The 25263-nt window shown below is 41.5% G+C and carries 25 protein-coding genes; 3 read left to right on the top strand and 22 right to left on the bottom strand.

From position 1 onward, the window contains the following. Positions 1-353 precede the first annotated feature (353 nt). Both O3643_RS04650 and hisS read right to left on the bottom strand, forming a co-directional pair. Positions 354-1907, bottom strand: coding sequence for an Ig-like domain-containing protein (locus O3643_RS04650; protein WP_371500176.1), 1554 nt, complete (start codon positions 1905-1907; stop codon positions 354-356). A gap of 200 nt (positions 1908-2107) precedes the next feature. Beyond that, positions 2108-3388, bottom strand: a complete 1281-nt coding sequence (hisS, locus tag O3643_RS04645) for a histidine--tRNA ligase (protein WP_371500174.1) — start codon at positions 3386-3388, stop codon at positions 2108-2110. A gap of 196 nt (positions 3389-3584) precedes the next feature. On the opposite strand from hisS, the gene O3643_RS04640 reads away from it, so the two are divergent. Beyond that, complete coding sequence (locus tag O3643_RS04640; RefSeq protein WP_371500172.1) at positions 3585-4157, top strand: MptD family putative ECF transporter S component; 573 nt, start codon at positions 3585-3587, stop codon at positions 4155-4157. A 23-nt stretch (positions 4158-4180) separates the two neighbouring features. On the opposite strand, the gene O3643_RS04635 is transcribed toward O3643_RS04640, so the two are convergent. The 13 genes from O3643_RS04635 to O3643_RS04575 all read right to left on the bottom strand — a co-directional run bounded on the left by O3643_RS04635 (position 4181) and on the right by O3643_RS04575 (position 16069). Next, a complete protein-coding gene (locus tag O3643_RS04635) occupies positions 4181-4873 on the bottom strand; it encodes a methionine ABC transporter permease (RefSeq protein WP_006153060.1) in 693 nt (230 codons plus the stop codon). A gap of 1 nt (position 4874) precedes the next feature. Continuing rightward, the gene (locus O3643_RS04630) at positions 4875-5936 is read right to left on the bottom strand and encodes a methionine ABC transporter ATP-binding protein (RefSeq protein WP_320693699.1); all 1062 of its coding nucleotides are present in this window, start codon (positions 5934-5936) and stop codon (positions 4875-4877) included. Next, positions 5929-7302, bottom strand: a complete 1374-nt coding sequence (locus O3643_RS04625; protein WP_371500169.1) for a M20/M25/M40 family metallo-hydrolase — start codon at positions 7300-7302, stop codon at positions 5929-5931. Before O3643_RS04625 ends, O3643_RS04630 begins: the two co-directional genes overlap by 8 nt. Positions 7303-7423: 121 nt before the next feature. Continuing rightward, entirely contained in the window at positions 7424-8278 is an 855-nt protein-coding gene (locus tag O3643_RS04620; protein ID WP_006152924.1) for a MetQ/NlpA family ABC transporter substrate-binding protein, read from the bottom strand. 185 nt (positions 8279-8463) lie between these two features. After that, positions 8464-10806, bottom strand: a complete 2343-nt coding sequence (locus O3643_RS04615) for a hypothetical protein (RefSeq protein ID WP_371500167.1) — start codon at positions 10804-10806, stop codon at positions 8464-8466. 138 nt (positions 10807-10944) lie between these two features. After that, positions 10945-11787 carry an amino acid ABC transporter substrate-binding protein gene (locus O3643_RS04610; protein ID WP_006149171.1) on the bottom strand — a complete coding sequence of 281 codons (843 nt, stop codon included), beginning with the start codon at positions 11785-11787 and terminating at the stop codon, positions 10945-10947. A 102-nt stretch (positions 11788-11889) separates the two neighbouring features. Then, the gene (locus tag O3643_RS04605; RefSeq protein ID WP_006152935.1) at positions 11890-12213 is read right to left on the bottom strand and encodes an AzlD domain-containing protein; all 324 of its coding nucleotides are present in this window, start codon (positions 12211-12213) and stop codon (positions 11890-11892) included. After that, positions 12203-12898, bottom strand: a complete 696-nt coding sequence (locus tag O3643_RS04600; RefSeq protein WP_006153005.1) for an AzlC family ABC transporter permease — start codon at positions 12896-12898, stop codon at positions 12203-12205. Before O3643_RS04600 ends, O3643_RS04605 begins: the two co-directional genes overlap by 11 nt. 67 nt (positions 12899-12965) lie before the next feature. Next, entirely contained in the window at positions 12966-13568 is a 603-nt protein-coding gene (locus tag O3643_RS04595) for a hypothetical protein (RefSeq protein ID WP_371500164.1), read from the bottom strand. Positions 13569-13634: 66 nt separating this feature from the next. Continuing rightward, on the bottom strand, positions 13635-14645 hold the full coding sequence (gene tsaD / locus O3643_RS04590) for a tRNA (adenosine(37)-N6)-threonylcarbamoyltransferase complex transferase subunit TsaD (RefSeq protein ID WP_371500162.1): 1011 nt from the start codon (positions 14643-14645) through the stop codon (positions 13635-13637). Next, positions 14635-15072: a ribosomal protein S18-alanine N-acetyltransferase gene (rimI, locus tag O3643_RS04585; RefSeq protein ID WP_371500160.1), complete on the bottom strand. Its 438-nt coding sequence runs from the start codon at positions 15070-15072 to the stop codon at positions 14635-14637. The genes tsaD and rimI overlap by 11 nt, the downstream gene beginning before the upstream one ends. Then, a complete protein-coding gene (gene tsaB, locus O3643_RS04580) occupies positions 15069-15752 on the bottom strand; it encodes a tRNA (adenosine(37)-N6)-threonylcarbamoyltransferase complex dimerization subunit type 1 TsaB (protein WP_371500158.1) in 684 nt (227 codons plus the stop codon). Before tsaB ends, rimI begins: the two co-directional genes overlap by 4 nt. A 110-nt stretch (positions 15753-15862) precedes the next feature. Next, entirely contained in the window at positions 15863-16069 is a 207-nt protein-coding gene (locus O3643_RS04575) for a hypothetical protein (protein ID WP_371500156.1), read from the bottom strand. A gap of 272 nt (positions 16070-16341) precedes the next feature. Here O3643_RS04575 and O3643_RS04570 point away from each other — a divergent pair, with 272 nt between their 5' ends. Continuing rightward, the gene (locus O3643_RS04570; protein WP_006149161.1) at positions 16342-16575 is read left to right on the top strand and encodes a DNA-dependent RNA polymerase subunit epsilon; all 234 of its coding nucleotides are present in this window, start codon (positions 16342-16344) and stop codon (positions 16573-16575) included. Between the two features lies 1 nt (position 16576). Beyond that, entirely contained in the window at positions 16577-18256 is a 1680-nt protein-coding gene (gene rnjA / locus O3643_RS04565; RefSeq protein WP_004250408.1) for a ribonuclease J1, read from the top strand. Between the two features lie 40 nt (positions 18257-18296). Here the strand turns inward: rnjA and O3643_RS04560 are convergent, their stop codons facing one another. From O3643_RS04560 to O3643_RS04530, 7 genes are all read right to left on the bottom strand, one after another. Next, positions 18297-19334 (bottom strand): aldose epimerase family protein, encoded by a 1038-nt coding sequence (locus O3643_RS04560; protein ID WP_371500153.1) that lies wholly within the window; start codon positions 19332-19334, stop codon positions 18297-18299. Positions 19335-19347: 13 nt separating this feature from the next. Then, positions 19348-20511, bottom strand: coding sequence for an SIS domain-containing protein (locus O3643_RS04555; RefSeq protein ID WP_371500151.1), 1164 nt, complete (start codon positions 20509-20511; stop codon positions 19348-19350). Between the two features lie 276 nt (positions 20512-20787). Next, entirely contained in the window at positions 20788-21192 is a 405-nt protein-coding gene (locus tag O3643_RS04550; RefSeq protein WP_000167445.1) for a PTS sugar transporter subunit IIA, read from the bottom strand. A 3-nt stretch (positions 21193-21195) separates the two neighbouring features. Continuing rightward, on the bottom strand, positions 21196-22017 hold the full coding sequence (locus O3643_RS04545) for a PTS system mannose/fructose/sorbose family transporter subunit IID (protein WP_000185293.1): 822 nt from the start codon (positions 22015-22017) through the stop codon (positions 21196-21198). Continuing rightward, entirely contained in the window at positions 22004-22909 is a 906-nt protein-coding gene (locus O3643_RS04540) for a PTS mannose/fructose/sorbose/N-acetylgalactosamine transporter subunit IIC (protein ID WP_371500148.1), read from the bottom strand. Before O3643_RS04540 ends, O3643_RS04545 begins: the two co-directional genes overlap by 14 nt. Positions 22910-22935: 26 nt before the next feature. Next, positions 22936-23412 (bottom strand): PTS system mannose/fructose/N-acetylgalactosamine-transporter subunit IIB, encoded by a 477-nt coding sequence (locus O3643_RS04535; RefSeq protein ID WP_004250394.1) that lies wholly within the window; start codon positions 23410-23412, stop codon positions 22936-22938. Continuing rightward, positions 23409-25196, bottom strand: a complete 1788-nt coding sequence (locus O3643_RS04530) for a beta-galactosidase family protein (RefSeq protein WP_371500146.1) — start codon at positions 25194-25196, stop codon at positions 23409-23411. The genes O3643_RS04535 and O3643_RS04530 overlap by 4 nt, the downstream gene beginning before the upstream one ends. Between the last annotated feature and the right edge of the window lie 67 nt (positions 25197-25263).

The raw sequence follows: 25263 nt of genomic DNA, 5'->3' as shown, positions 1-25263 counted from the left end.
ACGAAACTTGCCTGTTTATTTTTCTGCTACCTCCATTGTAGAAGTAGAATCTTCCAGTATTAAAACTGCAGACTTTTCCTCATCTGTTACCACCTCTTTTTTTATATTAGTAGTAGTTTCACTATTTTAATTGTATTCTTATTTAATGAAGGAGCTTTCTTAGCCTGATTTTGAATAACCGTATTATTTGAAAAATCAATTGTATCAGTTTTGACATACCCTTGACCTAATTGGAAGGTAGTTAAAATTCCAACTGTCAACAGTGAATACTTTGTTCGGATTTTTTATACATGAATTCTTATAATATTAAAAGGAGAGAATCTTGTTCTCTCCTTTTTTAAGAAACGAAACTATTACTTGTTAGAATATTTACGTTTCAATACAACTGTACTTGATAAGATGACGATTCCCGCAAACACCAAACCAGTTCCTACTGATTCGCCAGTTTGAGGAAGTTTTGGTTTCTCCTCCGTAGTAGTTGTCCCAGGAACGTCTGGTTTTGAGGTTGTCGTAGTCGTTGTTGTTGATTCTTCTGTTGTTGTAGAAGTTGTCGTTGGTTCTTCTGTTGTTGTGGTTGTTGAAGTTGACGCTGGACCTTCTGTCGTTGTTGTTGTAGAAGTTGTCGTTGGCTCTTTTGTCGTGGTTGTTGTAGTTGTCGTTGGTTCTTCTGTCGTTGTAGTTGTTGAAGTTGTCGCTGGTTCTTCTGTCGTTGTAGTTGTTGAAGTTGTCGCTGGTTCTTCTGTCGTGGTTGTTGTTGAAGTTGACGCTGGTTCTTCTGTCGTGGTTGTTGTAGAAGTGGTCGCTGGTTCTTCTGTCGTTGTGGTTGTTGAAGTTGTCGTTGGTTCTTCTGTCGTTGTGGTTGTTGTAGTCGTGGTTGTTGTGGTCGTAGTTGTAGTAGTAGTCTTATCTCCACTACCCTCACCTGAACCTGTTTCTAAACGAGTCAATGCACTGACTGAACGAGATTTTTGGAAGTTACTTGCTGACCATTCCAAAACATTGGCAACTTTAGTACCTTTTGGAAGTTCTGAAGTTAATTCTGTTGTGTACTCAATGTACATTGCCCAGTTCCAGTTGTCACCAAAGTTAATGGTGAACCCTGTGATTTTACCATCCGCATTTCGAGTGAATTCAGCTTTTTTGCTAAAGTTATCGATTGGTTCCAATTTAAGAAGAGCTGCTTCATTTGGAATCTTCTCTGGTTGAGTTGCATAACGAACGGCACGGAAAGAGCTTTCTACCAAGACTTGTCCACTATCACTAAAGTCATCCTTGATAACCATGTTGTTTAATTTATCTTGAACTGCGTTCAAAACAACACGCCACTTGATGCGTTTAGGATTTTCTGAATCTTGGTAACCATATTTCATTTCATAGTCACCAGCTTCACCGTCTGTTTTATCATAATTAAGGGTATAATTTTCTGTCCCGAATTGGAAAGTATATTTACCCGATTCTGGTAAGTTGGTTACATTTGGACGCACTGAATATTTCAAAGACATTACCTTATCTTTGTAATTCTTAGAGAAATAATCGGTAAAGGTAATCGTTACTTTTTGAGTACTTGGGTCTGTTACTGCATTCCCAACTATTTCACCACTGCTATGGGTAATTGGAAATTCTAGTTTAGTAATCAAGCCTAATTCTTTAGGAAGATCAAGTACCAGTACATCGCCTTCCTTAATTTGTTGAGTATCAGGGAAAGAAATGGTATTGGTTGCTTCCAACACTTTACCTGTGCTGATTTGAGTTTCCGATGTCAATGGTTGACCATCAACAGTGATTGTTGTTTTATTGGTATAGTCTGTAACATCAGCCGCAAATACTGTTGTCAGTACTGTCAAAGATAACACGATTATCCCTAAAAATGCAAACATCCGCATCGCGTTCTTTTTAAAATGATTCATGATTGACTCCTCTTTATTAATCAGATATATCATAGCATTTTTTGAATTCGTTTACAAGAGTTTTTCTTATTTTTTAGCATTTTATTCTATTAAATGTTCAGTTTTTCTGAGACCTTTTTTGTAAAATTTGATTTTAACGGTCGTCTTTTTTATTACTAAGTAAAAAGACCAGGGAAAATCCCTGGTTCATTACTTGACTATTAAAATCCTAATTTTTCAAATACTTCTGAGAAGTTTTTGCTAATAGTTTCAAGCGAAACTTCTACCTCTTCTCGAGTTTGGTTGTTCTTAACCTTGACTTGTCCACTTTCGACTTCGCTCTCTCCCAGGGTGATAAGGGTCTTAGCTCCAAAAACATCGGCTGACTTAAACTGAGCTTTAAGTTTACGATTGAGGTAATCACGCTCTGCTTTGAAGCCTTGTTGGCGAAGAGCTTGTACCAACTCCAAGGCCTTCAGATTAGCCTCTTCACCAAGGACAGCAATATAAACATCTAGGGCGTTTTCGATAGGTAGGGCCACACCTTGCTTTTCAAGGACTAAAAGAAGACGCTCTATACCAAGTCCAAAGCCAAAGCCAGCAGTTTCAGGACCGCCAAAGTAAGCAACCAAGCCATCGTAGCGACCACCTGCACAAACTGTCAAGTCATTGCCATCAATCTCTGTGATAAACTCAAAGATGGTGTGGTTGTAATAGTCCAGACCACGCACCATATTGGTATCGATGATATAGTCTACTCCTAGATTCTCCAACATCTGACGAACAGCATCAAAGTGAGCTTGGCTTTCTGCATCCAGGTAATCCAAGATAGATGGTGCATTCTCCACTGCCACCTTGTCTTCTTTTTCCTTCGAGTCCAAGACACGGAGAGGGTTTTCCTCCAAACGACGCTGGCTATCCTTAGACAAGCTATCTTTGAGCGGTGTTAAGTAGTCAATCAAGGCTTGACGATAGGCCGCACGACTTTCAGGATTTCCAAGAGTGTTGAGGTGTAGTTTGACACCTTGAACACCGATTGCTTTCAAGAAGTGGGCTGCCATAGCGATTGTTTCTACATCGGTAGCTGGATTGCTAGAGCCAAAGCACTCCACACCAATCTGGTGGAATTGGCGTAAACGACCTGCTTGTGGGCGCTCATAGCGGAACATTGGCCCCATGTAGTAGAACTTACTTGGTTTTTGAACTTCTGGTGCAAAGAGTTTGTTTTCCACATAAGAACGAACGACTGGAGCAGTTCCTTCTGGACGGAGGGTAATATGACGGTCTCCCTTGTCATAAAAATCATACATTTCCTTGGTTACGATATCAGTTGTGTCTCCAACAGAACGACTGATGACTTCATAATGCTCGAAAATAGGGGTACGTACTTCTGCGTAGTTGTAGCGTTTGAAAATTTCACGCGCAAAGCCTTCAACGTACTGCCACTTGGCAGACTCAGCAGGTAAAATATCCTGCGTTCCTTTTGGTTTTTGTAATTTCATAGAGAATCCTCTTTCTAACTTAATAGTCCTATTTTACCATAAATAAAGGGATTGGGACAGTCGGAGAAGTAAAGAAATAACTTTAGTCTATTCCTCTTTCATCTAGTCTCTGGACAAATAGCAAATGTCGACCAGCATTTACAATCAGAGCCATGCATGATACAATGAATAACATCAGATATACGAAGGAGAACTTATGAAAAAGAATATCTTGACAACCCTTGTAGCCGCTCTTGTCTACTTTCTCTGTATCGGAGTGGGTGTTCTACTAGGGAACCTTGTCGACCACACTGGAAATATGTTTTACGCCCCTGCCTTTTCTGCTCTTGTGGGTGGTAGCGTCTATATGATCCTTTTAGCAAAAGTGCCTCGTTTTGGAGCGATTACTACGATTGGACTTGTGATTTCTCTATTTTTCCTCGGGAGCAAGCATGGTGCTGGAGCCTTTCTGCCAGGAATTATCTGCGGTCTTGCAGCAGATGGCATCGCTCACCTAGGCCACTACAAAGATAAGGTCAAGAACCTTCTTTCCTTCCTAGTTTTTGCCTTTGGTACTACTGGTCCCATCCTACTCATGTGGTTGACCCCTCAAGCCTATATGGCAGCTCTAGTCGCTCGTGGAAAATCTCAGGACTATATCGATCGCATTATGGTTGCACCGAATCCTACTAATATCCTCCTCTTTATCACAAGTATTCTCATCGGCGCTCTACTTGGTGCCCTGATTGGACAAACACTTAGTAAGAAATTAGCACATAAAACATCATAAAAAAGAGCCAGGTGGCTCTTTTTTTATTTATGACTTAATTTCTTGGTCAAGAAATCGCCCAAAAATTGGATAGAAAAGATAATCAAGATAATGATGAGGGTTGCAAGAATAGTCACATCGTGATTGTAACGGTTAAAACCATAAGCGATAGCTACGTTACCGATACCTCCAGCCCCAACTGCTCCCGCCATAGCTGTTTCACCGACTAGTGAAATCAAGGTTACAGTCGTCACGCGGATCAAGTCTGGAAGTCCTTCTGATAGGTAAACACCCACAATATCCCAGAATGTCGCTCCACTTGCTTGAGCCGCTTCAATGACACCGCCATCAAGCTCTGATAAAACTACTTGAACCTGACGAGCAAAGAAGGCAAAAACTGCAAAAGATAGAGGTACGATAGCCGCATTTGGACCGATACTTGTCCCTACGATCAAATGAGAGAAGGGTGACAAGACTGCCAAGAGAATAATAAATGGAACTGCACGGAAGATTGAGGTAATCTTATCCAAAACCCAAAAAACAACTTTATCTTCTAAGACGCCACCCGGTCCAGTTAAGACGAGGAAAAGTCCTGCAACTAGTCCTAGGAATCCTCCAATGATAAAGGAAAGAACTGTCATATAAAGCGTTAAGTAAATTGCTGTTCCCCAGCCTGCTTGGCCTAACCAGCCCATCTTATAGACATTTGGTAAATATGTTTGGATCAAGTCTGCCATCTTACTGTCCTCCCTTCAATACTTTTAGTTGCACACCAGCCTGATGGATAGCCTCTTGAGCTTTTGCCAGTGCTTCTTTTTCTCCAGACAAAACAACCACAAGCTCACCCACAGGAGTACCATCCAAAATTTCGATGTTTCCATAGAGAATATTTGCTGTTACTTGGTAGTGTTTGTACAATTCATTCAAAAGTGGCTCATCTGTAGAAGCACCTGCATACTTGAGTTGTACCAAAATGCTATTTTCAGATAAGTGCTCCACGATTTCTTGCTTTTCAATCTTGACCATAGCTTCATCGATACCAGTAGCCGTTGAGATAAAGTCCTGGGTCAATGGTTGCTTAGGATCTGAGAAGATTTCAAGAACGCTACCTTCTTCAATCAAGCGGCCATCCTGCATGACTGCTACACGATTAGCAATGTCTTTGACAATTTGCATCTCATGTGTAATTAAGACAATGGTCAAACCTAGTTTACGGTTCAATTCTTGCAAGAGTGACAAGATTTGTTTGGTCGTCTTTGGATCAAGAGCTGAAGTCGACTCATCCGAAATCAAGATTTTTGGATTATTGGCCAAGGCACGCGCAATGGCTACACGCTGTTTTTGTCCACCAGAAAGTTGTGAAGGATAGTTTTCAGCACGGTCAGCCAATCCGACCAAGTCTAATAATTCAGCCACTTTAGCCTTCTTATCTTTCTCACTGAGTCCAGAGTGTTTGAGGGCAAAAGCTACGTTTTCCTCTGCTGTCTTCTGACTCATCAGGTTAAAGTGTTGGAAAATCATCCCAATATCTTGACGCTTACGACGTAATTGCCCGGCAGTTAAGGTTTCTTTACCATCGAAAATCACATCATCATCTACAGTAATTCGACCTGCAGATGGTTTTTGTAAAAGATTAATAACACGAACCAGGGTTGATTTCCCTGCTCCAGAATATCCTACAATCCCGTAGATATCCCCTTCTTGAATGTGAATGGTCACATCCTTGACCGCTGTGATGGTTCTTTTCTTTTGGTGGAAAGTCACATCAATCTGGTCTAATTTGATAATGTCTCTACTCATAACTTCTAATCAGCTCCTCTACTAATTCAATATGGGTGTAATAATCGGCGATTCGCACATTTTCATCTCCACCGTGGTCTCGGCTATTGGCATTTCCTAGACCAAAGGCAACCATAGGTACTTCTAAGGCATCAAATACCGTATGCATAGGACCTGTACCAGCTGTTGTCGGCAAGACAGATACGCCCTGTGGATAGAATTTCTTGGCCAGCTCAATGACATTGAGAATGGCCGGCGCACTCATGTCACTTCGATAGCTCATCTCACCCAAAGTATAGTACAATTCTACCTTATCAAAACCGTTTTTGTCTAGTTGTTTCCGAATTTTCTCCAAAACATCATGTGGGTCTAAGCCAGGAACCAAGCGGACTTCTAGCTTAGCGCTAGCTTCTGCTGGTAGAATCGTTTTAACTCCTTGACCTTGATAGCCTGACTGAATTCCTTCGATATTGAGCGCTGGCTCAAAAAAGAAGCGTTTTAGAAAGGCTGTACGTTCCTCTTGTAAAAGTGGCAATTCCAAGCCATAAATCTGGCTGATTTCCTCTGGATTGCGTTGGGCATAGGTTTCAACCAAGGCTAACTCACGTTCGTTTGGTTCCTGCACATCATCGTACAAACCTTCTACCAAGATACGGCCGTCGGCAGCGCGAAGACTTGTCAAAGCTTGAATGAGATACCATGGAGCTGATTCGATGACTCCACCATAGCTAGAATGGATATCGACGTCTGCACTCTTGACCTTGGCATCAAAGGTCACAATCCCCTTGTTTCCACCAGAGATTTCTAACTGTTCTAAGGCATTCTTTGTTCCTTGTTCCCAGACTAATAAATCTGCGCCTCGGAGTTTGTCCGCATGTTTTTCTAAATATTTATCCAAATCCATAGAGGCCGATTCCTCTGCCCCTTCCATGATGAAGCTGATATTGACCGGAAGATCATCGTGATTTTGCATGTATTTTCTCAGAGCGCTCAAGCGAGCAGTGATATGCCCTTTGTCATCGTCAACCCCGCGTCCATACATAATGCCATCACGCACAGAGAGTGTAAAAGGATCCTCGGTCCAAACTTGATCACCATCTGCTGGTACTGTGTCATAGTGGTTGTAGAAAATGATAGTCTTGGCATTTCGTCGTGAACTTTTGAAATGTGCCATGACAAAAGGCGCTGTATAGCTCTCGTCAATCTCAACTTCTGCACCAACACGTTTAAAAATCTCACCTAGATAACGAGCCACCTCTTTCAGGCCGACTTGTTGGGCAAAGACTGATTTTTTAGAAATCAAGGTACGCAAAACTTCAAAATAATGTTGCGCTACATGATCCTTTTCAAACTTTTCAATTTGTTCTTCTTGGCTAGGGAAAACCATTTTCTCTCTACCTTTCTACTAGGACTTGTACCTTTAGAATCAATACAAGTGGATTTCATTTGCTTGAGGCTCTATATAAAAGCAAGAGGTGGAAAAAATCTCTCCCACCTCCCTGTGTTTATTACCAAACTGGTTGATCCAAGCCGTCTGAAGTTTCTTCGATGACTTTTTTCACTTCGTCAGTGTGGTAAGCTGCGATAATTTTCTTGATTGCATCAGCTTTAGGTGATGATTCCCAATCTTTTTTCGCAACGATGATGTTATACCATTGTTTTGAGTTTTCGTCAGCTTGCTCTTTAAAGAGTGCTTTCTTGTAGTCCAATTTTGCTTCTGTAACAAAAGTGTTGTTTACAACAGCTGCATCAACGGATGACAATGAACGAGCTGTTTGGCTAGCGTCCAATTCAGTGATTTTCAAGTTCTTTGGATTTTCTGTGATGTTTGCGATTGTCGCAAGTGCAGTTCCTGAAACATCCAATTTAATCAAACCAGCTGATTGAAGCAAGTAAAGAGCACGGCTTTCGTTTGTAGCATCGTTAGGTACTGCGATTTCACCGTTATCTGGGATTTCTTCCACTTTAGTGTACTTGTTTTCACTTCCGTTTAAACCTGAGTAAAGGCGGATTGGTGAGATGTAAGTATCTGCAATCGCTACAAGGTCTTTCCCGTTTTCTTTGTTCCAGTTGTTTAAGAAGTTGTAGTGTTGGAAAGCGTTCAAGTCTACTTCACCATCAGCAGTTGCTTTGTTTGGTTGTGAGTAGTCTGTAAACTCTGTGAATTCCAATTTAATTCCGTCTTTTTCAACCAATTCTTGGACTTTGTCCCAACGTGCTTCTTCTGAACCACTACGGTTAACAGTCGCAATTTTAACTGTAGTTGTATTGTCCGCTTTCTTGTCTGAATTTCCGCAAGCTGCAAGTGTAAGGCCTGCTACTGTAGCGATAGCTGCTACGCCTAACCATTTTTTGATTTTCATGATTCTTTCTCCTTTAAAAATAATACCGTAATAGTATCTCATACTTTATTTGATTTAGCAAATTGTTATTAGATAAGTAGACATATAGTTTGAAACTATACATATTAAGCTGATATTAGACCTATCTTCGGATCTATCATTCTACAAAAAAGCCATCTAGCTGATTGCTAGATAGCTTTTAAGATTTATTCACCTTGTCTTCTGCGTCGTGTTACGATGCCTGCTAAGCCGATACTCGCAAGTAAACCGTAAACTCCGAACAGAGTCGTTTGTCCATCTACACCTGAGTTTGTTCCTGTATTTGGCAATGCTTTAGTAGAAGCTTTTTCTCCAGGTTTATTAGCTTCTGCACCTTGAGGTTTATCAGCAAGTTTACGAAGATCAAATTCTGGAAGTGGGTCTTGAATTGGTGCATTTTTTGGTAGCCCAATAATCATTCCGTCTTTTTCTGCCACTTTCAGCATATTTTCTGCTTCAAGTACATCTAATAAAGCTTGTAGCTTCGCTTTTGCTTCTGCAAGAGCTGTTTGAGCCAATTTCAACTCAGCTTCTGCTTGATCACTAACTTTCTGTGCATTTGCTTTATCAGTTTCTGCTTGCTTCAAGGTTGTTTCCAAGGCTGATGCTTGACCTTTCAAGGTCATTGCTTTATCGCGTTTTTCTTCTGCATTTTTAATAGCTGTAGCCAATTCTGCTACCTTGGCTTGCAAGGCTTTTAGATTTTGACTTGCTTTAGTTGCTTCTTGTGATTTCGTAGCAACTAAGTCAGCTTTTGCTTTCGCATCTGCAGTCAAGGTTGCCAAATCAGATTTCGCTTGTTCCAAGTCTTTTTTAACTTGTTCACGTGAACTTGATAAATTATTGGCTTGTTTATTTAATTTATCCAAAGCTACTAACAAGTCAGCTTTTTTAGTTTCAGCAGCTACTTTTTTCGCATCTTTGTCAGCTTTTTCTGCTTTCAATGATGCAAGTTCAGCCTTAAGGTCAGCAGATTTGTCAATAACTGTTTTTTCAACGTATACAAAGTGATGCTCAGGCAAGAACTTCATGCGTTTACCATAGAAAGTCGGATGCAATTTATCATCGTCCTTAAAGGCATAGAAATTAGACGTGTATTCCTTCACTGTTTCAGGTGAATAGGCATTACTTGTATATGTATAATAAATGTTATTAGGATTTTTTCCTTCAATCGTTCCTTGGGCAACTCCTACTTTCCCTCCAACCGGTGTAAGAAGGGCTCTGCGGTGTCCGTAGTCGATTCCTTTTATATTATTAAAGTCTGCATACCAAGCTAAAAGGATTTTATAAGCATACTGTTTATAACTCATAATCTTATCGTAATTATAAATCGTTTGACCATTTTTAACTTCCACAAAGTTTGGTCCACCATCTGTTCCAGGAATTGCATAATCCATTCCGATATTTTCTACACGAACATCTTCTCCATCTGGGTGTGATAACTTGGTATCATGGCTTAGGATACCAGTAGTAGCCATTTCATTTGAACGTTCTTCTGCATGTTTGATGTAGGCTTCGTCTAGAGCTAAATCTTGTGTAACACCATTAGCGCGACGGAGTTCATTTGCTACCTCAATGAAAGCTTCTGTCAATTTGCGATTATCCACAACAAACTTAAAGACTGGTCTTGTTTTATATTTGGATGGATTTGCATTGTAATCAGCCATAGCCTTAGTGAAGCGTTTCATTTCTTCAGTCGCTTCCACTTCAACTTCACGAACACCTTGGAAGTCAACATTCTCCATCAAAGGATTACCTGAGGCGTCTTTAGGGCGATGTTGCTTGTTATAGTCATAACCATCCTCAGATGCTGGAGCTTTATGACCTTGTTCTTCTGGATTCAAGACTTTTTTCAAAACTGTTGGTTTGTAATTGTCAAGTTCCTTTTGTTTATCTGCTATCTTATTCGCTACTTCACTTGCTGCTTTAGTTTGTTCTTGAATAGACTGATCTGCCTTTTTAATATCGTTTTCTGTATTAGAGATTTGATTTTTAAGACTTTCATCAGTCATGCCATCGAGTTCAGCTTGTTTCGCCTTTACCTCTGCTGCTTTAGCATCACGCTTTTCATTGGCAGATTGGCTAGCTTCTTTAGCTGCAGTTTCTTCAGATTTTGCTGTTGTTGCTGTAGATTCTGCATTTGCCAAAGCTTTGTCAGCTTCAGATTTTTCAGCACTCTTCTCAGATGCTACTTTTGATTCTTCTTCGATGATAGCATCAGCATTTTTAGCGATATTGATAGCTTCTTTGGTCTCAGCAACCTTTTTATCAGCCTTGGCTAAGTCCTTTTTAGCCTCCGCTTCTTTTGAAGCTTTTTCATCTACGGATGCTTGTGCTTTCTTAACTTCTTTTTGCGCATCTGTAATTTGTTTTTCAGATGATGATGGTGCAACAGCTTTTTCCTTGCCATCTACTGGCTTTTCATTAGCTTGAACCTCTTGATTTATGGCACTCGCTGCTAACAAAGCAGTAGCTAAAGTAAATGAGGATAGAAATTTTTTGTATTTCATGACAAACTCCTTTAAAGGTATTATATGCTATTATAACACCTTTAAAGGGCCTCTGTCAAAGAATATGAGGCAATCCAGTCACTTTTTTGAATGTGCTTACATAAAAATACCCCTGTCACTAACAGAGGTAATTTTTAACTATTTAATATCAGCTTCTGCTGGCAGGTAAGAGCCACCAAAGAACTGTTGAGATAGTTTTTCAAGCGTTCCATCTTTATAGAGTTCTTGGATGCGTTTGTCCACAAAAGCCTTCAACTCATCTTGACCTTTGGCAAGAAGTGGGTAAACATAAGGTTGTTGGTCACTTGGGAGTTCGATGACTTTCAAATTATCCAAACCTTGGTTTTTGATAACTGTCTCTACACCGATCTTGTCAAAAATCTTATAGTCAAATTGTCCATCGCTCAAACGAGACATGATTTGTTGGAAATCTGCCTTAGTATAATTAAGGATAGTTGGATTGTCCGCATGTTCTGTGTTGTATGCTTCCAATTGTTTAGCTGAGGTTGTTCCTTGAACGACTTCAGTGGATTTTCCACCGATATCATCAAGAGACTTGATGCTAGTGTCGTCCTTCTTCACAACAAGAACGTTAGGATTTTTAGCAGTTGGCGCTGCGTAGAGGTATTTCTCTGCACGTTCTTTGGTATAACTAAGGTTGTTAACGGCCATTTGGTAACGATCGCTATCAAGTCCTGGGAAAATCCCTGACCACTCTGTCTTTTCAAACTTGACAGTATACTTGTCTGAGTCTTTAAAGATAGCACGAACAAGCTCAATCTCGTAACCTGTCAATTCACCATTTTCTTCATAGATAAATGGTTTTGGCGATCCATTAGTTGCTACAACGATTTCTTTCTTACCAGATGTTGCTTCACCAGATGCAGCATCTTTCTTCTCACCACCTGAGCAAGCTGCTAATACACCTGCGGCAACAAGCCCTAGGGCAGCAAGTGATGAATATTTAACGATTTTTTTCATGATATTTCCTCCAAAATAAGATACAGTCTTATCTTAACAGAAAAAAAGCAATTGCGCCATTATATGATTTCTATATTTGCCATAGGTTTTCTTTATGGCTGATTAAAAAACCAAGCGTAGGACTGCTATCAAGACCACTCCAAAGAGAACCGTCCCCACCAGATTGCGGTAACGAAAGGCGACTAAGGCTGTTGGAAAGACTGCTATCAAGTCTAACCATTTTATCTGTGGGAAGCTTCCGATTTTTCCTGTCACTACACTTGAAAGAATCAAGGCGAAGATAATAGATACAGGTAAAAATTTCAAAAAACGCTCTACGATTACTGGTAATCCTTTGTACTTAGCAAGTATGAAAGGAATCATTCTTGGAATCCAGGTCACCAAGCCAGAGAAGATAATTGCCATTAAAATATACTTACTGACCATCCAAGACCACCCCCATGGTACAACCTAGCAAGGTCGCAAACAGAACAGCTAGTGACTGAGACACCACTGTCAAAAGCATAAAGAAGGAAAGGGCAACAACTCCTAAAATGATGAAGAGGTTGCGCAAGGGAATCCGTTTTTGCATAATTTGAAACTGGGAAGTAAAAATCCCGATAAACATCCCCACTAGGGCAAAATCTAGACCAATAACTTCCGGATTTGGCAAAAGTCCACCTAGAGCAGTCCCGACAACAGTTCCGACAAACCAAGCTAGATAGCTGTTAAGGTTGTTTCCGTGCATCCACATAGGATTAACCTTTTCCGTATGGACCAGCTCGCCCATCAAGACCCCGTATGTCTCATCCGTCAAGAGGCTAGACATTCCGATATTATGCCAGAGACTAGTATGACGGAAATAGGTCGATGCATGTAAACTCAATAAAAAGAGCCGTAGATTGATCAAAAAGACCGTCATGGCAATAGCAGCCACAGGCGCTTGGACTGCAATTAAGGCCAGCATGGCAAACTGGGCACTTCCAGCATAAACAAAGAGACTCATCAAGCCCATCTCTACAGGGGTTACATATGGAGCCCCGATAATCCCACAAGCAAGTCCGATGCTGACATAGCCTAAAGCGGTCGGCACTGCAGCCTGTGCCCCCTCCCAAAATCCTTTTTCTTTCATAAACCTCCTCATTCTTACAAATATATCATTCGACTGCCAAGCGTTCAAAACAAGAACCCTAGGGCGACTACCACTGAGATTGATCGATGCGAATATTATATTGGTTAATCTCAGGATTGTCATCATCCTCATATTTTGTAGGATAAACATCGATCCAGGGTTCTCTCAGTTGCCCTTTCAGTTTGACCTTAAACCGATAACCACCATCATCCCCGACCAAGGCATCAACTTTCAAAGACTGAAAATTGGGTAGAGCTTCGATTTCTGCTTTCATGTCTTGGGTCATTTGATAAAAGATTTCTTTCTGTTGAGCTTTGGAAGCCACAGGGAAATAAACCGACGCCCCTTGTAAACGATGTGATTCTGAAAAAGTAAAGGTCACACGACCGCTGTAACTTTTCCATTTAAAGTTTTCGTAGTGGTAGAAAAGGCGCCCTGTTTTATAGAGATAGGGATCTCTTGCATGCCAAGTATCATGATAACCAGTTTCTGTTTCTTCTACTATTTCATTAGGTTTTCCAAACACTTTTTCAAAGGATTCGAGGGGCATGTTAAATGAAATAGTTTCAAACATGACCAATTGCGTCTTTTGAAACATCTGAAAAGCCAGCAGAGACAGCAACAATACCACTAGGGCAAGTGCTACACTAATTATTTTTTTAAATCTCATATTTCTACTATACTAAAAAACTCGCGCATTTGTCCAAGATAAAAGAGTTAACGCTGAGCTAACTCTTTATTCCATAGTATCAAAAGCGAGGCTAGGTTTGGCATTTAGTTCCAAGTCTGCAAAGTTTTCTTTATTCCACTCACTAACGCTAGCATAGGCAATCATACCCGCATTGTCTCCGCAAAGTCGCAGAGGTGGAATGATAACCTTGACGTCGGTGATTTCAGCCACCAAACGTTCTCTAAGACCTTTATTGGCCGCCACACCACCAGCCACAACTAGAGTTTTAACAGGATATTTCTCCAAGGCTTTCTTGGTTTTTGCCATGAGAATATCCATAACTGCTGCTTGGAAGGAAGCGCACAAATCCTCTGTGGACAAGTTTTCTCCCTTTTGCTCGGCATTGTGGTGGAGATTGATAAAGGCAGACTTCAAACCTGAGAATGAAAACTCCAGATTGTCTTCCTTAATCATGGCACGAGGGAAATCATACACATCCTGACCTTTATGAGCTAACTCATCAATCTCACGACCTGCTGGATAGGTCAAGCCCATGACACGGCCGACCTTATCATAGGCCTCACCAACCGCATCATCACGTGTTTCCCCAACAATCTTATAATCACCAGCCTCGGAAACATAGACCAACTCTGTGTGTCCGCCGCTAACCAAGAGGGCTAGCAAGGGGAACTCCAAAGGTTCGACACTTTGAGCTGCCATGAGGTGACCAGCCATGTGATTAACGGGAATTAGAGGTAGTTCATGTGCCCAAGCAAAGGCCTTAGCAACTGACAAACCAACAAGCAAGGCTCCGACCAAGCCTGGTCCGTAGGTAACCGCAACAGCTGTCACATCGTTTTCAGTAATTCCTGCTTCTGCTAGCGCCTCCTCGATACAGGCTGTAATGACTTCAACATGGTGGCGGCTAGCCACTTCTGGCACTACGCCACCAAAACGTTTATGACTCTCAATTTGACTAGCAATGACATTGGACAAGAGCTCGTCGTCGTTTTTCAGGACGGCGACACTGGTCTCATCACAGGATGTCTCAAATGCTAAAATATATCTATCCTTCATCTATTTCTCTCTTCATGATAATAGCGTCCTCGACTGGATTATGGTAATAGGCCTTTCTCTCAGCGATGACTGCCATTTTTTCTTTCTTGTAAAATGCTTGCGCTCTTTGATTGGACTTTCTGACTTCGAGAAAAATCTCCTTGTCTGTCGGCAATGTTGCAAACAAGGCTGGGGCTATCCCCTGACCTTGATAGGCTTTTTTGACAGCAATTTGCAGGACTTCTGCTTCAAAAAGATTCTCCTGAATTGCTAGAAAACCTATCACTTCTTCCTCATCATAAGCTAGAGCATACCAAGTCTGGTCTTGAGACAGGTCTGCTTGGATTTGTTCCAACGTCCAAGGACTGACGGGGTAAACATCCGTCATCACTTCGTAGATAGCTTGTGCCAAGTCAGGCTGTTGTTGGATTCGTTTGATTTCAATCATAGGCGTTTAATGTAAGACTCGCCAGACTCCGTATGGTTCTTGAGCCAATTTTCCTCAGCTTCGACACGCTTGAGGTAATTCGGCACAAAATCGTGCAAGGAGTCTGCTTCCTTATCCCATGCCCAAAGAGCAAGATTAGCTGCATTTGGCAAGGTTTCTTGATAGTTAGCCTGTGGTAATTGTTCTTGGATCTGCTCCACAAAGGGACCCACTTCTCCAACAAAGGTCACCTGTTCAGCATCCTTGACTTGCTCAAGGACTTCCTCGAAAGACAGGTGAGCTTCGGGAAAGACAGGTTGAGCATGTTCATAAAATCCTGCGTATACATTGTTACGGCGTGCATCCATCAAGGGAACAACCAGACCTTCCTGTTGATTCGGTACCAGGGCTAAAAGGCTAGACATCCCTACTAACTCAATGTTTAAGGTATGAGCCAAGGTCTTGGCAGTTGCTACTGCGATTCGTAAACCTGTATAGCTACCCGGTCCCTCTGCCACGACGATTCGATCCAAATCCTTTGGTGTCAAATCTAGACTGGCCATCAAAAAATCAATAGCAGGCATGAGGGTAATACTGTGATTTTTCTTGATATTAATCGTGGTCTCAGCAAGAAGCTGCTTGTCCTCTAAAATAGCTAGAGAAAAAGCCTTGCTGGACGTATCAAAAGCTAATACTTTCATAACACATTCCTATCTTTTTGTCTGTTTACTATTATACTACAAAAGCTGACACATGGGAATTTTCTTTGTTTCCAAACAAGAATGCCCTGCCAAACAGACAGGACAAGCACTCAAGAATTCAAACCAAAGTAAAATACGAACCAGACCACATAGGTCACTAGGAGAAGGAAAAATGAATACAGAGTCACGAAGCTAATCTTCCAAATGAGCTTGGCTTTCCGATACTCTAGCCGAGTATACAAAACATTTCCTCCGTAAACACAGGCAACAAATGCCGCAAAGGCCAGAAGACGAATGATAATAGCTAGTTGAAACATATTCTGCCCTCCTTCATAAGGAAAAACCTCTTTTCTAACTTTATTATAGCACGTGATTCCAAAGTCTTCAAATACTTGTATCGGGCAAAATGAAACACATTTCAAGCTCCTTACTTTCATGTTTCCTGCTTTTACTAATTCCCCTTTTTATGTTATAATTGAGATAATTGTAACGAATCAAGGTCAATACAGGCAGAAAATGAAATAGAAACAAACAGCTTCAAGCTGGTAATTTTTTGAATACAGCTGACCTGAAAACAGAAAGGAAACACATGATTTACAAAGTTTTTTATCAAGAAACAAAAGACCGTAGCCCACGTCGTGAAACAACACGCTCACTTTACTTAGACATTGATGCCAGCTCAGAACTTGAGGGACGTATCATTGCCCGTGAACTTGTTGAAAAAAACCGTCCAGAATTCAATGTTGAATATATCGAGCTCTTGTCAGACAAATTGCTAGACTACGAAAAAGAAACTGGCGCATTCGAAATTACGGAGTTCTAATATGGCCTATACTCTTAAACCAGAAGAAGTGGGCGTTTTTGCCATTGGTGGTCTAGGAGAAATCGGTAAAAATACATACGGAATCGAATACCAAGACGAAATCATCATCGTTGATGCAGGGATTAAATTCCCCGAGGATGACTTACTTGGTATCGACTACGTTATCCCTGATTACTCTTACATTGTCGAAAATATCGACCGCGTCAAGGCTCTCTTGATTACACACGGACACGAGGACCATATTGGTGGGATTCCTTTCTTGCTCAAGCAAGCAAATATCCCTATCTATGCAGGTCCACTAGCCCTCGCTTTGATCCGTGGAAAACTCGAAGAACATGGCCTTTTGCGCAATGCTACACTTCACGAAATCAACCACAACACTGAGTTGACCTTTAAAAATCTTAAAGCAACTTTCTTTAGAACAACTCACTCAATCCCAGAACCTTTGGGAATTGTTATCCACACACCTCAAGGAAAAATCGTCTGTACCGGTGACTTCAAGTTTGACTTTACACCAGTTGGTGAACCTGCAGACTTGCATCGTATGGCAGCCCTAGGTGAAGACGGAGTACTTTGCTTACTCTCAGACTCAACAAATGCTGAAGTGCCAACCTTTACAAACTCTGAAAAGGTCGTTGGTCAGTCTATTATGAAGATTATCCAAGGTATCGAGGGACGTATCATCTTTGCATCCTTTGCCTCAAACATCTTCCGTCTCCAACAAGCAACAGATGCTGCTGTTAAGACTGGACGCAAGATTGCTGTCTTTGGACGCTCTATGGAAAAGGCTATTGTTAACGGAATCGAACTTGGCTATATCAAAGCGCCAAAGGGAACCTTTATCGAGCCAAATGAAATCAAAGATTACCCTGCAGGTGAGATTCTTATCCTTTGTACAGGTAGCCAGGGCGAACCTATGGCAGCCCTCTCTCGTATTGCTAACGGAACCCACCGTCAAGTGCAACTCCAACCTGGCGATACGGTTATCTTCTCATCTAGTCCAATCCCAGGAAACACCACTAGCGTTAACAAGCTGATTAACATCATTTCTGAAGCTGGTGTTGAAGTCATCCATGGTAAGATTAACAACATCCATACATCTGGACACGGTGGTCAACAAGAGCAAAAACTCATGCTTCGCCTCATCAAACCAAAATACTTCATGCCTGTTCACGGTGAATATCGCATGCAAAAAGTCCACGCTGGACTTGCCGTAGATACTGGAGTTGAAAAAGACAATATCTTTATCATGAGCAATGGTGATGTCCTTGCCCTTACTGCAAACTCTGCTCGTATCGCAGGTCACTTCAATGCTCAAGATATCTACGTCGATGGAAATCGTATCGGCGAAATCGGTGCGGCAGTCCTAAAAGACCGCCGAGACCTATCCGAAGATGGTGTCGTACTTGCCGTCGCAACGGTAGACTTTGAGTCTCAGATGATTATTTCTGGACCAGATATCCTTAGTCGTGGTTTCGTCTACATGCGCGAATCTGGCGACTTAATCCGTCAAAGCCAACGCATCCTTTTCAATGCTATTCGTATCGCTTTGAAAAACAAGGATGCCAGCGTCCAATCTGTCAATGGTGCTATCGTAAACGCCATTCGACCATTCCTTTACGAAAACACTGAACGTGAACCAATCATCATTCCAATGATTCTCACACCAGATGAAGAATAAAAAAAATTCTCTGAAATCCTATGACTTCAGAGAATTTTTTTTATTTAACGACAATTTCGTAACGAGTTTTGCTAGTGAAAGTCTCACCTGCTTTTAGAATGACTTGATCTTTCAGGTCACTGTGAATAGCATCTGGTAAAGCCTGTGCTTCAAGAGCAATCCCATTGTGCTGCGTCATTGGTTGACCAGCGATGATGACACTCTCATCCACAAAGTTTGCGGTGTAAACTACAAAGCAAGGTGCTTCTGTCTTAAAGAGTAAGAAACGACCTGAATTTTGGTCATACAAGAAACCAGCATTGTCATGTCCTGCAGGCAGAGCAAATGGGTGGTCCAAACCAGATACGAGCTGAATTTGCTCATCTTTTTCTGCAAAGATATCTTTCAACAAGGCGCCATTGTAGATATGTTTGACCACATCACGATCGGCATCTGGAGCTTTAGCTGGGACACCGTCAGGAGCGATTGGATAAATACCTTCTGTATTCAGTTGGAAAACATGGCGGTCAACAGTCTGAGTGAAATCACCAGACAAGTTAAAGTAGCTATGGTTGGTTGGATTGACCAAGGTATCCTGATCCGTCGTCACCTTGTAGCTAACTTCGTAGGCACCAGTTTCTTCCAAGTGGTAGCTAATCCAGATTTTAAGGTTTCCAGGGAAACCTCCTGTCCCGTCTGTTCTTTCTGTGTAAAGAGTTAAGCCATGGTCGCTCACCTCAACTAGTTCAAACAGACTAGAATCCCAACCTGTTGATCCGCTGTGGTTACAGTTGCTTGCGTTATTGACTTCGAGTTCATAGGTTTTCCCATTCAATTCGAATGTCGCACCTGCGATACGACCTGCAACTGGACCTACACTCGCTCCATGTTTAGGACTGTTACCTACATAGCTGTCAAAATCATCAAAGCCTAGGATAACATTGGCAAAATTACCAGCCTTATCAGGAGTTACATAGCGTAGAATCGTTGCACCATAGGTCATGATTTCTAGTTGGTAGCCTGCTTCTGTTTCAAAGCGATAAGCGACAACATCCTTGTCATCAACTTTCCCAAATACACGTTCTGTGTATGTTTTCATCCTTTTCTCCTTATTATTTGAATTCGTGAATAATAACACCTTGAACGACGCGGTTTACTGTACCTGTAGGTGATGGTGTATCAGGTCTGTTGCCAACCTTAAGCGAAGTCAAGAGAGCAAATAATTGACCATAAACAATATAAGGGAATACACGGTAAACGTCATTCAAGACACCGCCACAGCCAAGTGCTACTTCCTTAACGTTTTCAAGACCAAAGGCTCGATCACTCAAGAGAACAACGCGACGAGCGATTTGGTCCCCTGCAACTTCACGAACCAAGTCTAAGTCATACTTACGAGTATAGTCTGTTGTAGTACCAAAGACTAAAACTACAGTATCTTCATTGATAAGAGATTTTGGACCGTGACGGAAGCCGACTGGACTTTCATACATTGTCGCAACCTGACCAGCAGTCAATTCCAAAATTTTCAGTTGTGCCTCATGAGCAAGTCCGAAGAATGGACCTGCACCTAAGTAAATCACACGGTTAAAGTCCAAGTCAACCAACTCTTTCACATCTGCCACATTGTCAAGAACTTTACGAGAAAGACTAGAAAGCACTTCAAATCGTTCAGCTTTAACAGCAAATTCGGTTGGATCAAAGACTAAGAGAGCTGTTAACATCATCGACGTAAAGCTTGATGTCATAGCAAAGCCAGCATCGTTAGAAGCCACCGGTTGCAAGAGCAAGAGGTTGCGATCGTCACCGTGGGCTTGAAGTGCTAATTTCCCTTCAGCCGCACAAGTGATTGTTACTTGATAAAGCTCGTCAACTAAGGCTTTTGCTAAGTCAACGGTTGCTACACTCTCAGGTGAGTTTCCACTACGTGCAAATGATACCAAAACAGTTACCACGTCTTTTTTCAAATACGTTTGTGGGTTGGCAACGATATCTGTTGTCGCAATAGCATTGAAATTCCATTTACGTTCGTCATAGACTTCCTTGAAGTATGGAACTAAGGTGTCGCCTACATAAGCTGAAGTCCCAGCACCAGTCAGGATAACCTTGATGTAGTCATGTTTATCTGCAATTCCTTGCAAAAAGGCTGCAATTTCATCACGGCGTGCTTGGTAAGATTCAAAAGCTTCCTTCCAAACATCTGGTTGTTGGTAAATTTCGCGTGTGGTGATCTCTGCTCCCAACTCAAGCAAATCTTCTTTTGTATAATCTAGCATTGAAAACCTCTAATCTAATCTAATCTAATATTGTTTCATGATTGAAAACATGGGAATGGGAGTCGCTCCCATTCCCATGTATATTTTCTATAAGATGATTTAACGTTTTAACGCAATCACATCTTATACTCAATGAAAATCAAAGAGCAAACTAGGAAGCTAGCCGCAGGTTGCTCAAAGCACTGCTTTGAGGTTGCCGGATAAGACTGACGAAGTCAGTAACATATATACGGCAAGGCGAAGCTGACGTGGTTTGAATTTGATTTTTGAAGAGTATTATTCATCTTCATCGTCGTCGAAGCTTGCCAATAAATCATTAACTTTCACAATGCTTTCTGAAGCACGACTCTTATAGTCCGCATCCATTCCAGTTAGACTTGCATTGATAAATTCAATGACCATCGGAAGGTTCATTCCTGCATAAAGTTCAATGTCGCGACCTTCCATAATCAAACGACTCACCACGTTACATGGAGTTCCGCCAAGAAGATCCGCAAAGACTAGGAAATCATCCAATCCTTCAACAGCAGCTTCAAATTTTGCAGTAAATTCTTCTGGTCCATCTTCTGGAAGAAGAGCAACCGCATGAATGTTGTCTTGTGGTCCCATAATCATCTCTGTGCTACCTTTAAGTTCTTCACAGAAACGACCGTGGCTCACTAAAATCAATGATTTAGTCATAAATTATGCGCCCATTCCAAGTGCAAATTTACCAAAGGCAGAAAGAGCCAAGGCAAGCACGATAATGATACCGATCGCTTTAGTAGAGTTCATACCTTTCTTACCAAGCAACCAGAAGATAAAGGCAGTGAAGATTGCTGGAAGCAAACGTGGGAAGATTGAGTTCAAGATGTCTTGGAAGTCAATCATCTTTTCACCGATTGGTAATTTGTATGAAATTTCAAAGTTGATCATTGTTGCTACAAGAGCACCCATCATGAATACACCAAGTACAGATGCAGCTTCAATCAAAGCTGTCAAAGTACTTTGCATGTTGTTGATAAGGTTAACCCCTTCTTTGTATGCAAATTCCAACTGTTTCCAACGGAAGATGTCATACGCTACTGCAACTGCAATCCAAAGGAAGATACCCCAAGGTTGACCAGCAATAGCCATTGTTGCAGCGATAGATCCCATGATAGCAGGTACAAGTGAACCAAAGATAGTATCTCCAAGAGGAGCGAATGGTCCCATCAAACCTGTCTTGATACCGTTAACCGCATCTTTTGAACCAACGCCATCTTTTTCTTCCATAGCAAGGTCAAAACCAGCGATAATTGTGTGGAAGAATGGTGAAGTGTTGAAGAATTGAGTATGAACTTTCATCATTTCTTTCAACTCAGGAGTTCCATCTCCATACATTTTACGCAATTGTGGCAAGATCATGTAAAGGTAACCTGATGCTTGCATACGTTCGTAGTTCCATCCCAATTGGAAAGTGAACAAGCTACGTTTGTTAATTTGATTAAAATCTTCTTTTGTTAATTTGTAATTAGAATTCGTCATCTTCAATTTCCCCACTTTCTGATGGTGTAGAAGGTGCTGCTACAGCAACTTTTTGGCTGTTCTTGAAGTGAACAACCGCAAGGAAGATACCTACGATAGAGATACCGATCATAGACAATCCTTTGAAGTTGTTAACAAAGCCAATTTTTTCAGCAACTTCAGCAGGAAGAGTGCCAATGATTCCAGCAACTGCTCCACCAAGACTTGTTACGTTTGAGTAAAGAACAGTCAACATAGCTGTCAAACCGAATCCCATAGCAAGGTAGTGAAGGTTACGTTTAACTGGAAGGTAACGAAGCAAGATAGCGAATCCAAGACCTGGAAGCATACGACCTGCAAGAGTCAAACCGTCTGCAACCCATTGGTATTCTTTAACAAGATTTACAACACCTGTAACGAATTCTCCACCGAAAGCAAGGGCGAAGAATACTGGAAGGGCACGAGATAGAGCCCATGGAAGCGCACCAAGAAGGTAGTTGCGTTCGATTCCTTTATAGTCAAAGCGTTCGATCGCAGCATCAATACGGTGAGCGAAGAATGTTGTAGTCATACGACCAAGTACGTCGAAGTAAGTCAAGAGTGCCGCTACTGGTACAGCGATTGTAGTGATCGCAAGGTCTGTTTCAATACCTTGTGCAACTGAGAAAGCTGTCGCAAGAACCGCACCAGAAGTTGCGTCGATACGAGAAGCACCACCGAAGGTACCTACCCCAAGTACGAATAACTGCAAGCTACCACCGATAAACAAACCAGTTGTCAAATCTCCCATGACTAAACCAGTAATGAAACCAGCGAATACAGGGGAACCTGCAGAAGAAACGATCGTCAACTCATCACAGATTTGATAAGCTGAGTACAAAGTGAGAAGTAAAATTTGCCACCATTGTATCATAACAATGACCTCCTAAAAATTTTTTCCTATTTTAATAAGCTCAAAAAGTCTGAAACTGGATCATTTGGAACCATTTGAGCAGTAAGTTTAACACCTTTTTCCGCCAATTTGTGGAAATCTTCTACGTCTTTATCTACAACGTTGATTGAACGTGTGATCGCACGTGTTTCTGGTGTTTGAGACATGTTGCCGACATTGACAGTTTCAAGTGGCACACCTGCTTCTACCAAACCGAGGAAACGGTCAGGTTTGCGTGCTACAATCAAAAGACGTTGGCTATCGTATTTACCAGCAAGGATATTCGCTGCTGCTTTATCAACTGGCAAAATACTAAGTTTTACACCTGGTGGTGTTGCAAGTTTCAAGCCGCTTTTTTCAACGTCGTTGTTCACAACATCATTGTCAACGACCATGATACGTGAAACATTAAGTTTAGCAGACCAAAGGTTTGCTACTTGTCCGTGAATTAAGCGCCCATCGATACGGCATCCTACAATTGTCATAAGTTTTCCCCCTTTATAAGTTTTAGTGTAGGTTTACAAGTTAAATGTATGTGTTCCTTATACTCCCCTTCTGTTTCAAAGATAATGATGCGGTTGGCACCTTCTTTGAGATAGCTATGTGGAATATAAAGAGATAAGGTTGGACCGACATTCCAGAAACGACCTAGATGATGTCCGTTGATATAAGCAATCCCTTTACCAAACTCAGATAAGTCTAAGTAGGTATCCTTTGGCGCCTCAACTTCAAAGTCATAAGCGTAAAAGGCAGGTTGCCCTTCTGTCCATCCCTTAGAGAAATCAATATTCTCTGGGTTATCAAGAGGCAGTGGATATTGCTTCCAGTTGAGCAAGAAATGCAAATCTTTACAAACACCTGTGCGAATTCCTTTTCGCTGCGTATCTGCTAAGAATTTGTGTCCATAGTTGACACGCCCCATATTTTCAATGAGTATATCAATATTGGATAGCGTTTTCTTTTTACCTTGATAAAAGATATCTTCACCGATTTCTGTTTGGTACTGTGTTGCCACCCATTTACCATCGATAAAGAGCTGAGCTCTATCCCGTCCGTCAATAATTCGAATGCGTTCTTCATCTGCATCCCAACTTGCTTCCGTACGATAGAGTAGGTAGCCGTAACCTTGTCCTAGCTCTTCCATTTTCTTAGGGTAGAGACTTTCAATCGGACTGGATAGGCTATCCAAGGTTTCAAACAAGGAAACTTTCTCGACCAGTGGAATGTTTTCTACTTCCATACTCTCTTTGTAAAGCGGTTCAGATTGCGGATACTCAGGATAGTAAGTCGCCATCATTTCTTTCACTGCGAAATATTTAGCAGTTGGGTTTCCAGCTTCATCAAGAAGAGCGTCATAATCATAAGATGTTACTTGTGGTAAATCAATGGTTCCTCGAGCTGAACAACCATTCATAAAACCAAAGTTGGTTCCACCGTGGAACATGTAAAGGTTAATAGAGCCTTGCTCTAAAACCTCGTGGACAGCTTCTGCTAATTCCTCAGGTTCACGCTTAATGATTGGTTCTTCCCATCGATTGAACCAGCCATCCCAAAATTCCATACACATGAGCGGCCATTTCTTGCCGTGCTCATCAAAGAATTCTTGCATCTGTGAGAAATTATAAGCAGCCTTGGAACCAAAGTTCCCTGTCACAAAGAGATCATCCTCAATTAAGGTTCCAGCCTTAAGAGTTGCTCGCCATGGTCCATCTGATGTGAAAAGCGGACAAGTAACTGCACGTTCTTCCATCAAACGTCGAATTTCCCTCAAGTAGGTCTTGTCCTCGCCATAGGATCCGTACTCATTTTCGACTTGCATCATGAGAATGTTTCCACCGTTTTCCAATAATCTCGGAACTAGACGTGGAAGCAACTGATCATAGTAGCGACCAACCATGTCAATGAAAGCTGGGTCAGATGACCGAATTCTCATATCCTTGGTCAAGAGCCATGCTGGTAAACCACCGAATTCCCATTCTGCACAGATAAATGGAGAAGGACGTACAATTGCATATAAGCCCAAGTCTTGTGCAGTTTGAAGAAATCTCTCTAAATCAAGATTGCCTTCAAAGTTAAAGTTACCTTCATCAGGTTCATGCATGTTCCAAGCAACATAAGTCTCAACCGTATTGAAACCTAGTGCCTTGAGGTTATACAGTGAATGATGCCAATCTTCCGCAGGAACTCTAAAATAGTGAATGGCGCCAGACAAAATCTTGAATGGTTTCCCATCCAGATAGAAATCATCTTTAATTTCAAATCTTGCCATTCTTCCTCCCCTAAAAGCGAAAAGTTTGCGCTTTCATGTATTGTTATATCAACTATAAACTAATCGG

Origin of the sequence: Streptococcus sp. 20925_1_44, assembly GCF_041432435.1 — a bacterium.
Classification (GTDB): domain Bacteria; phylum Bacillota; class Bacilli; order Lactobacillales; family Streptococcaceae; genus Streptococcus; species Streptococcus infantis.
Note: the sequence above shows the minus strand (reverse complement) of the source record. Positions and strands in the feature narration are given on the sequence as shown.

Coding starts and splice junctions, on each gene's coding strand:
- O3643_RS04650 (WP_371500176.1), bottom strand. CDS start 1,907: ATGAATCATTTTAAAAAGAACGCGATGCGGATGTTTGCATTTTTAGGG.
- hisS (WP_371500174.1), bottom strand. CDS start 3,388: ATGAAATTACAAAAACCAAAAGGAACGCAGGATATTTTACCTGCTGAG.
- O3643_RS04640 (WP_371500172.1), top strand. CDS start 3,585: ATGAAAAAGAATATCTTGACAACCCTTGTAGCCGCTCTTGTCTACTTT.
- O3643_RS04635 (WP_006153060.1), bottom strand. CDS start 4,873: ATGGCAGACTTGATCCAAACATATTTACCAAATGTCTATAAGATGGGC.
- O3643_RS04630 (WP_320693699.1), bottom strand. CDS start 5,936: ATGAGTAGAGACATTATCAAATTAGACCAGATTGATGTGACTTTCCAC.
- O3643_RS04625 (WP_371500169.1), bottom strand. CDS start 7,302: ATGGTTTTCCCTAGCCAAGAAGAACAAATTGAAAAGTTTGAAAAGGAT.
- O3643_RS04620 (WP_006152924.1), bottom strand. CDS start 8,278: ATGAAAATCAAAAAATGGTTAGGCGTAGCAGCTATCGCTACAGTAGCA.
- O3643_RS04615 (WP_371500167.1), bottom strand. CDS start 10,806: ATGAAATACAAAAAATTTCTATCCTCATTTACTTTAGCTACTGCTTTG.
- O3643_RS04610 (WP_006149171.1), bottom strand. CDS start 11,787: ATGAAAAAAATCGTTAAATATTCATCACTTGCTGCCCTAGGGCTTGTT.
- O3643_RS04605 (WP_006152935.1), bottom strand. CDS start 12,213: ATGGTCAGTAAGTATATTTTAATGGCAATTATCTTCTCTGGCTTGGTG.
- O3643_RS04600 (WP_006153005.1), bottom strand. CDS start 12,898: ATGAAAGAAAAAGGATTTTGGGAGGGGGCACAGGCTGCAGTGCCGACC.
- O3643_RS04595 (WP_371500164.1), bottom strand. CDS start 13,568: ATGAGATTTAAAAAAATAATTAGTGTAGCACTTGCCCTAGTGGTATTG.
- tsaD (WP_371500162.1), bottom strand. CDS start 14,645: ATGAAGGATAGATATATTTTAGCATTTGAGACATCCTGTGATGAGACC.
- rimI (WP_371500160.1), bottom strand. CDS start 15,072: ATGATTGAAATCAAACGAATCCAACAACAGCCTGACTTGGCACAAGCT.
- tsaB (WP_371500158.1), bottom strand. CDS start 15,752: ATGAAAGTATTAGCTTTTGATACGTCCAGCAAGGCTTTTTCTCTAGCT.
- O3643_RS04575 (WP_371500156.1), bottom strand. CDS start 16,069: ATGTTTCAACTAGCTATTATCATTCGTCTTCTGGCCTTTGCGGCATTT.
- O3643_RS04570 (WP_006149161.1), top strand. CDS start 16,342: ATGATTTACAAAGTTTTTTATCAAGAAACAAAAGACCGTAGCCCACGT.
- rnjA (WP_004250408.1), top strand. CDS start 16,577: ATGGCCTATACTCTTAAACCAGAAGAAGTGGGCGTTTTTGCCATTGGT.
- O3643_RS04560 (WP_371500153.1), bottom strand. CDS start 19,334: ATGAAAACATACACAGAACGTGTATTTGGGAAAGTTGATGACAAGGAT.
- O3643_RS04555 (WP_371500151.1), bottom strand. CDS start 20,511: ATGCTAGATTATACAAAAGAAGATTTGCTTGAGTTGGGAGCAGAGATC.
- O3643_RS04550 (WP_000167445.1), bottom strand. CDS start 21,192: ATGACTAAATCATTGATTTTAGTGAGCCACGGTCGTTTCTGTGAAGAA.
- O3643_RS04545 (WP_000185293.1), bottom strand. CDS start 22,017: ATGACGAATTCTAATTACAAATTAACAAAAGAAGATTTTAATCAAATT.
- O3643_RS04540 (WP_371500148.1), bottom strand. CDS start 22,909: ATGATACAATGGTGGCAAATTTTACTTCTCACTTTGTACTCAGCTTAT.
- O3643_RS04535 (WP_004250394.1), bottom strand. CDS start 23,412: ATGACAATTGTAGGATGCCGTATCGATGGGCGCTTAATTCACGGACAA.
- O3643_RS04530 (WP_371500146.1), bottom strand. CDS start 25,196: ATGGCAAGATTTGAAATTAAAGATGATTTCTATCTGGATGGGAAACCA.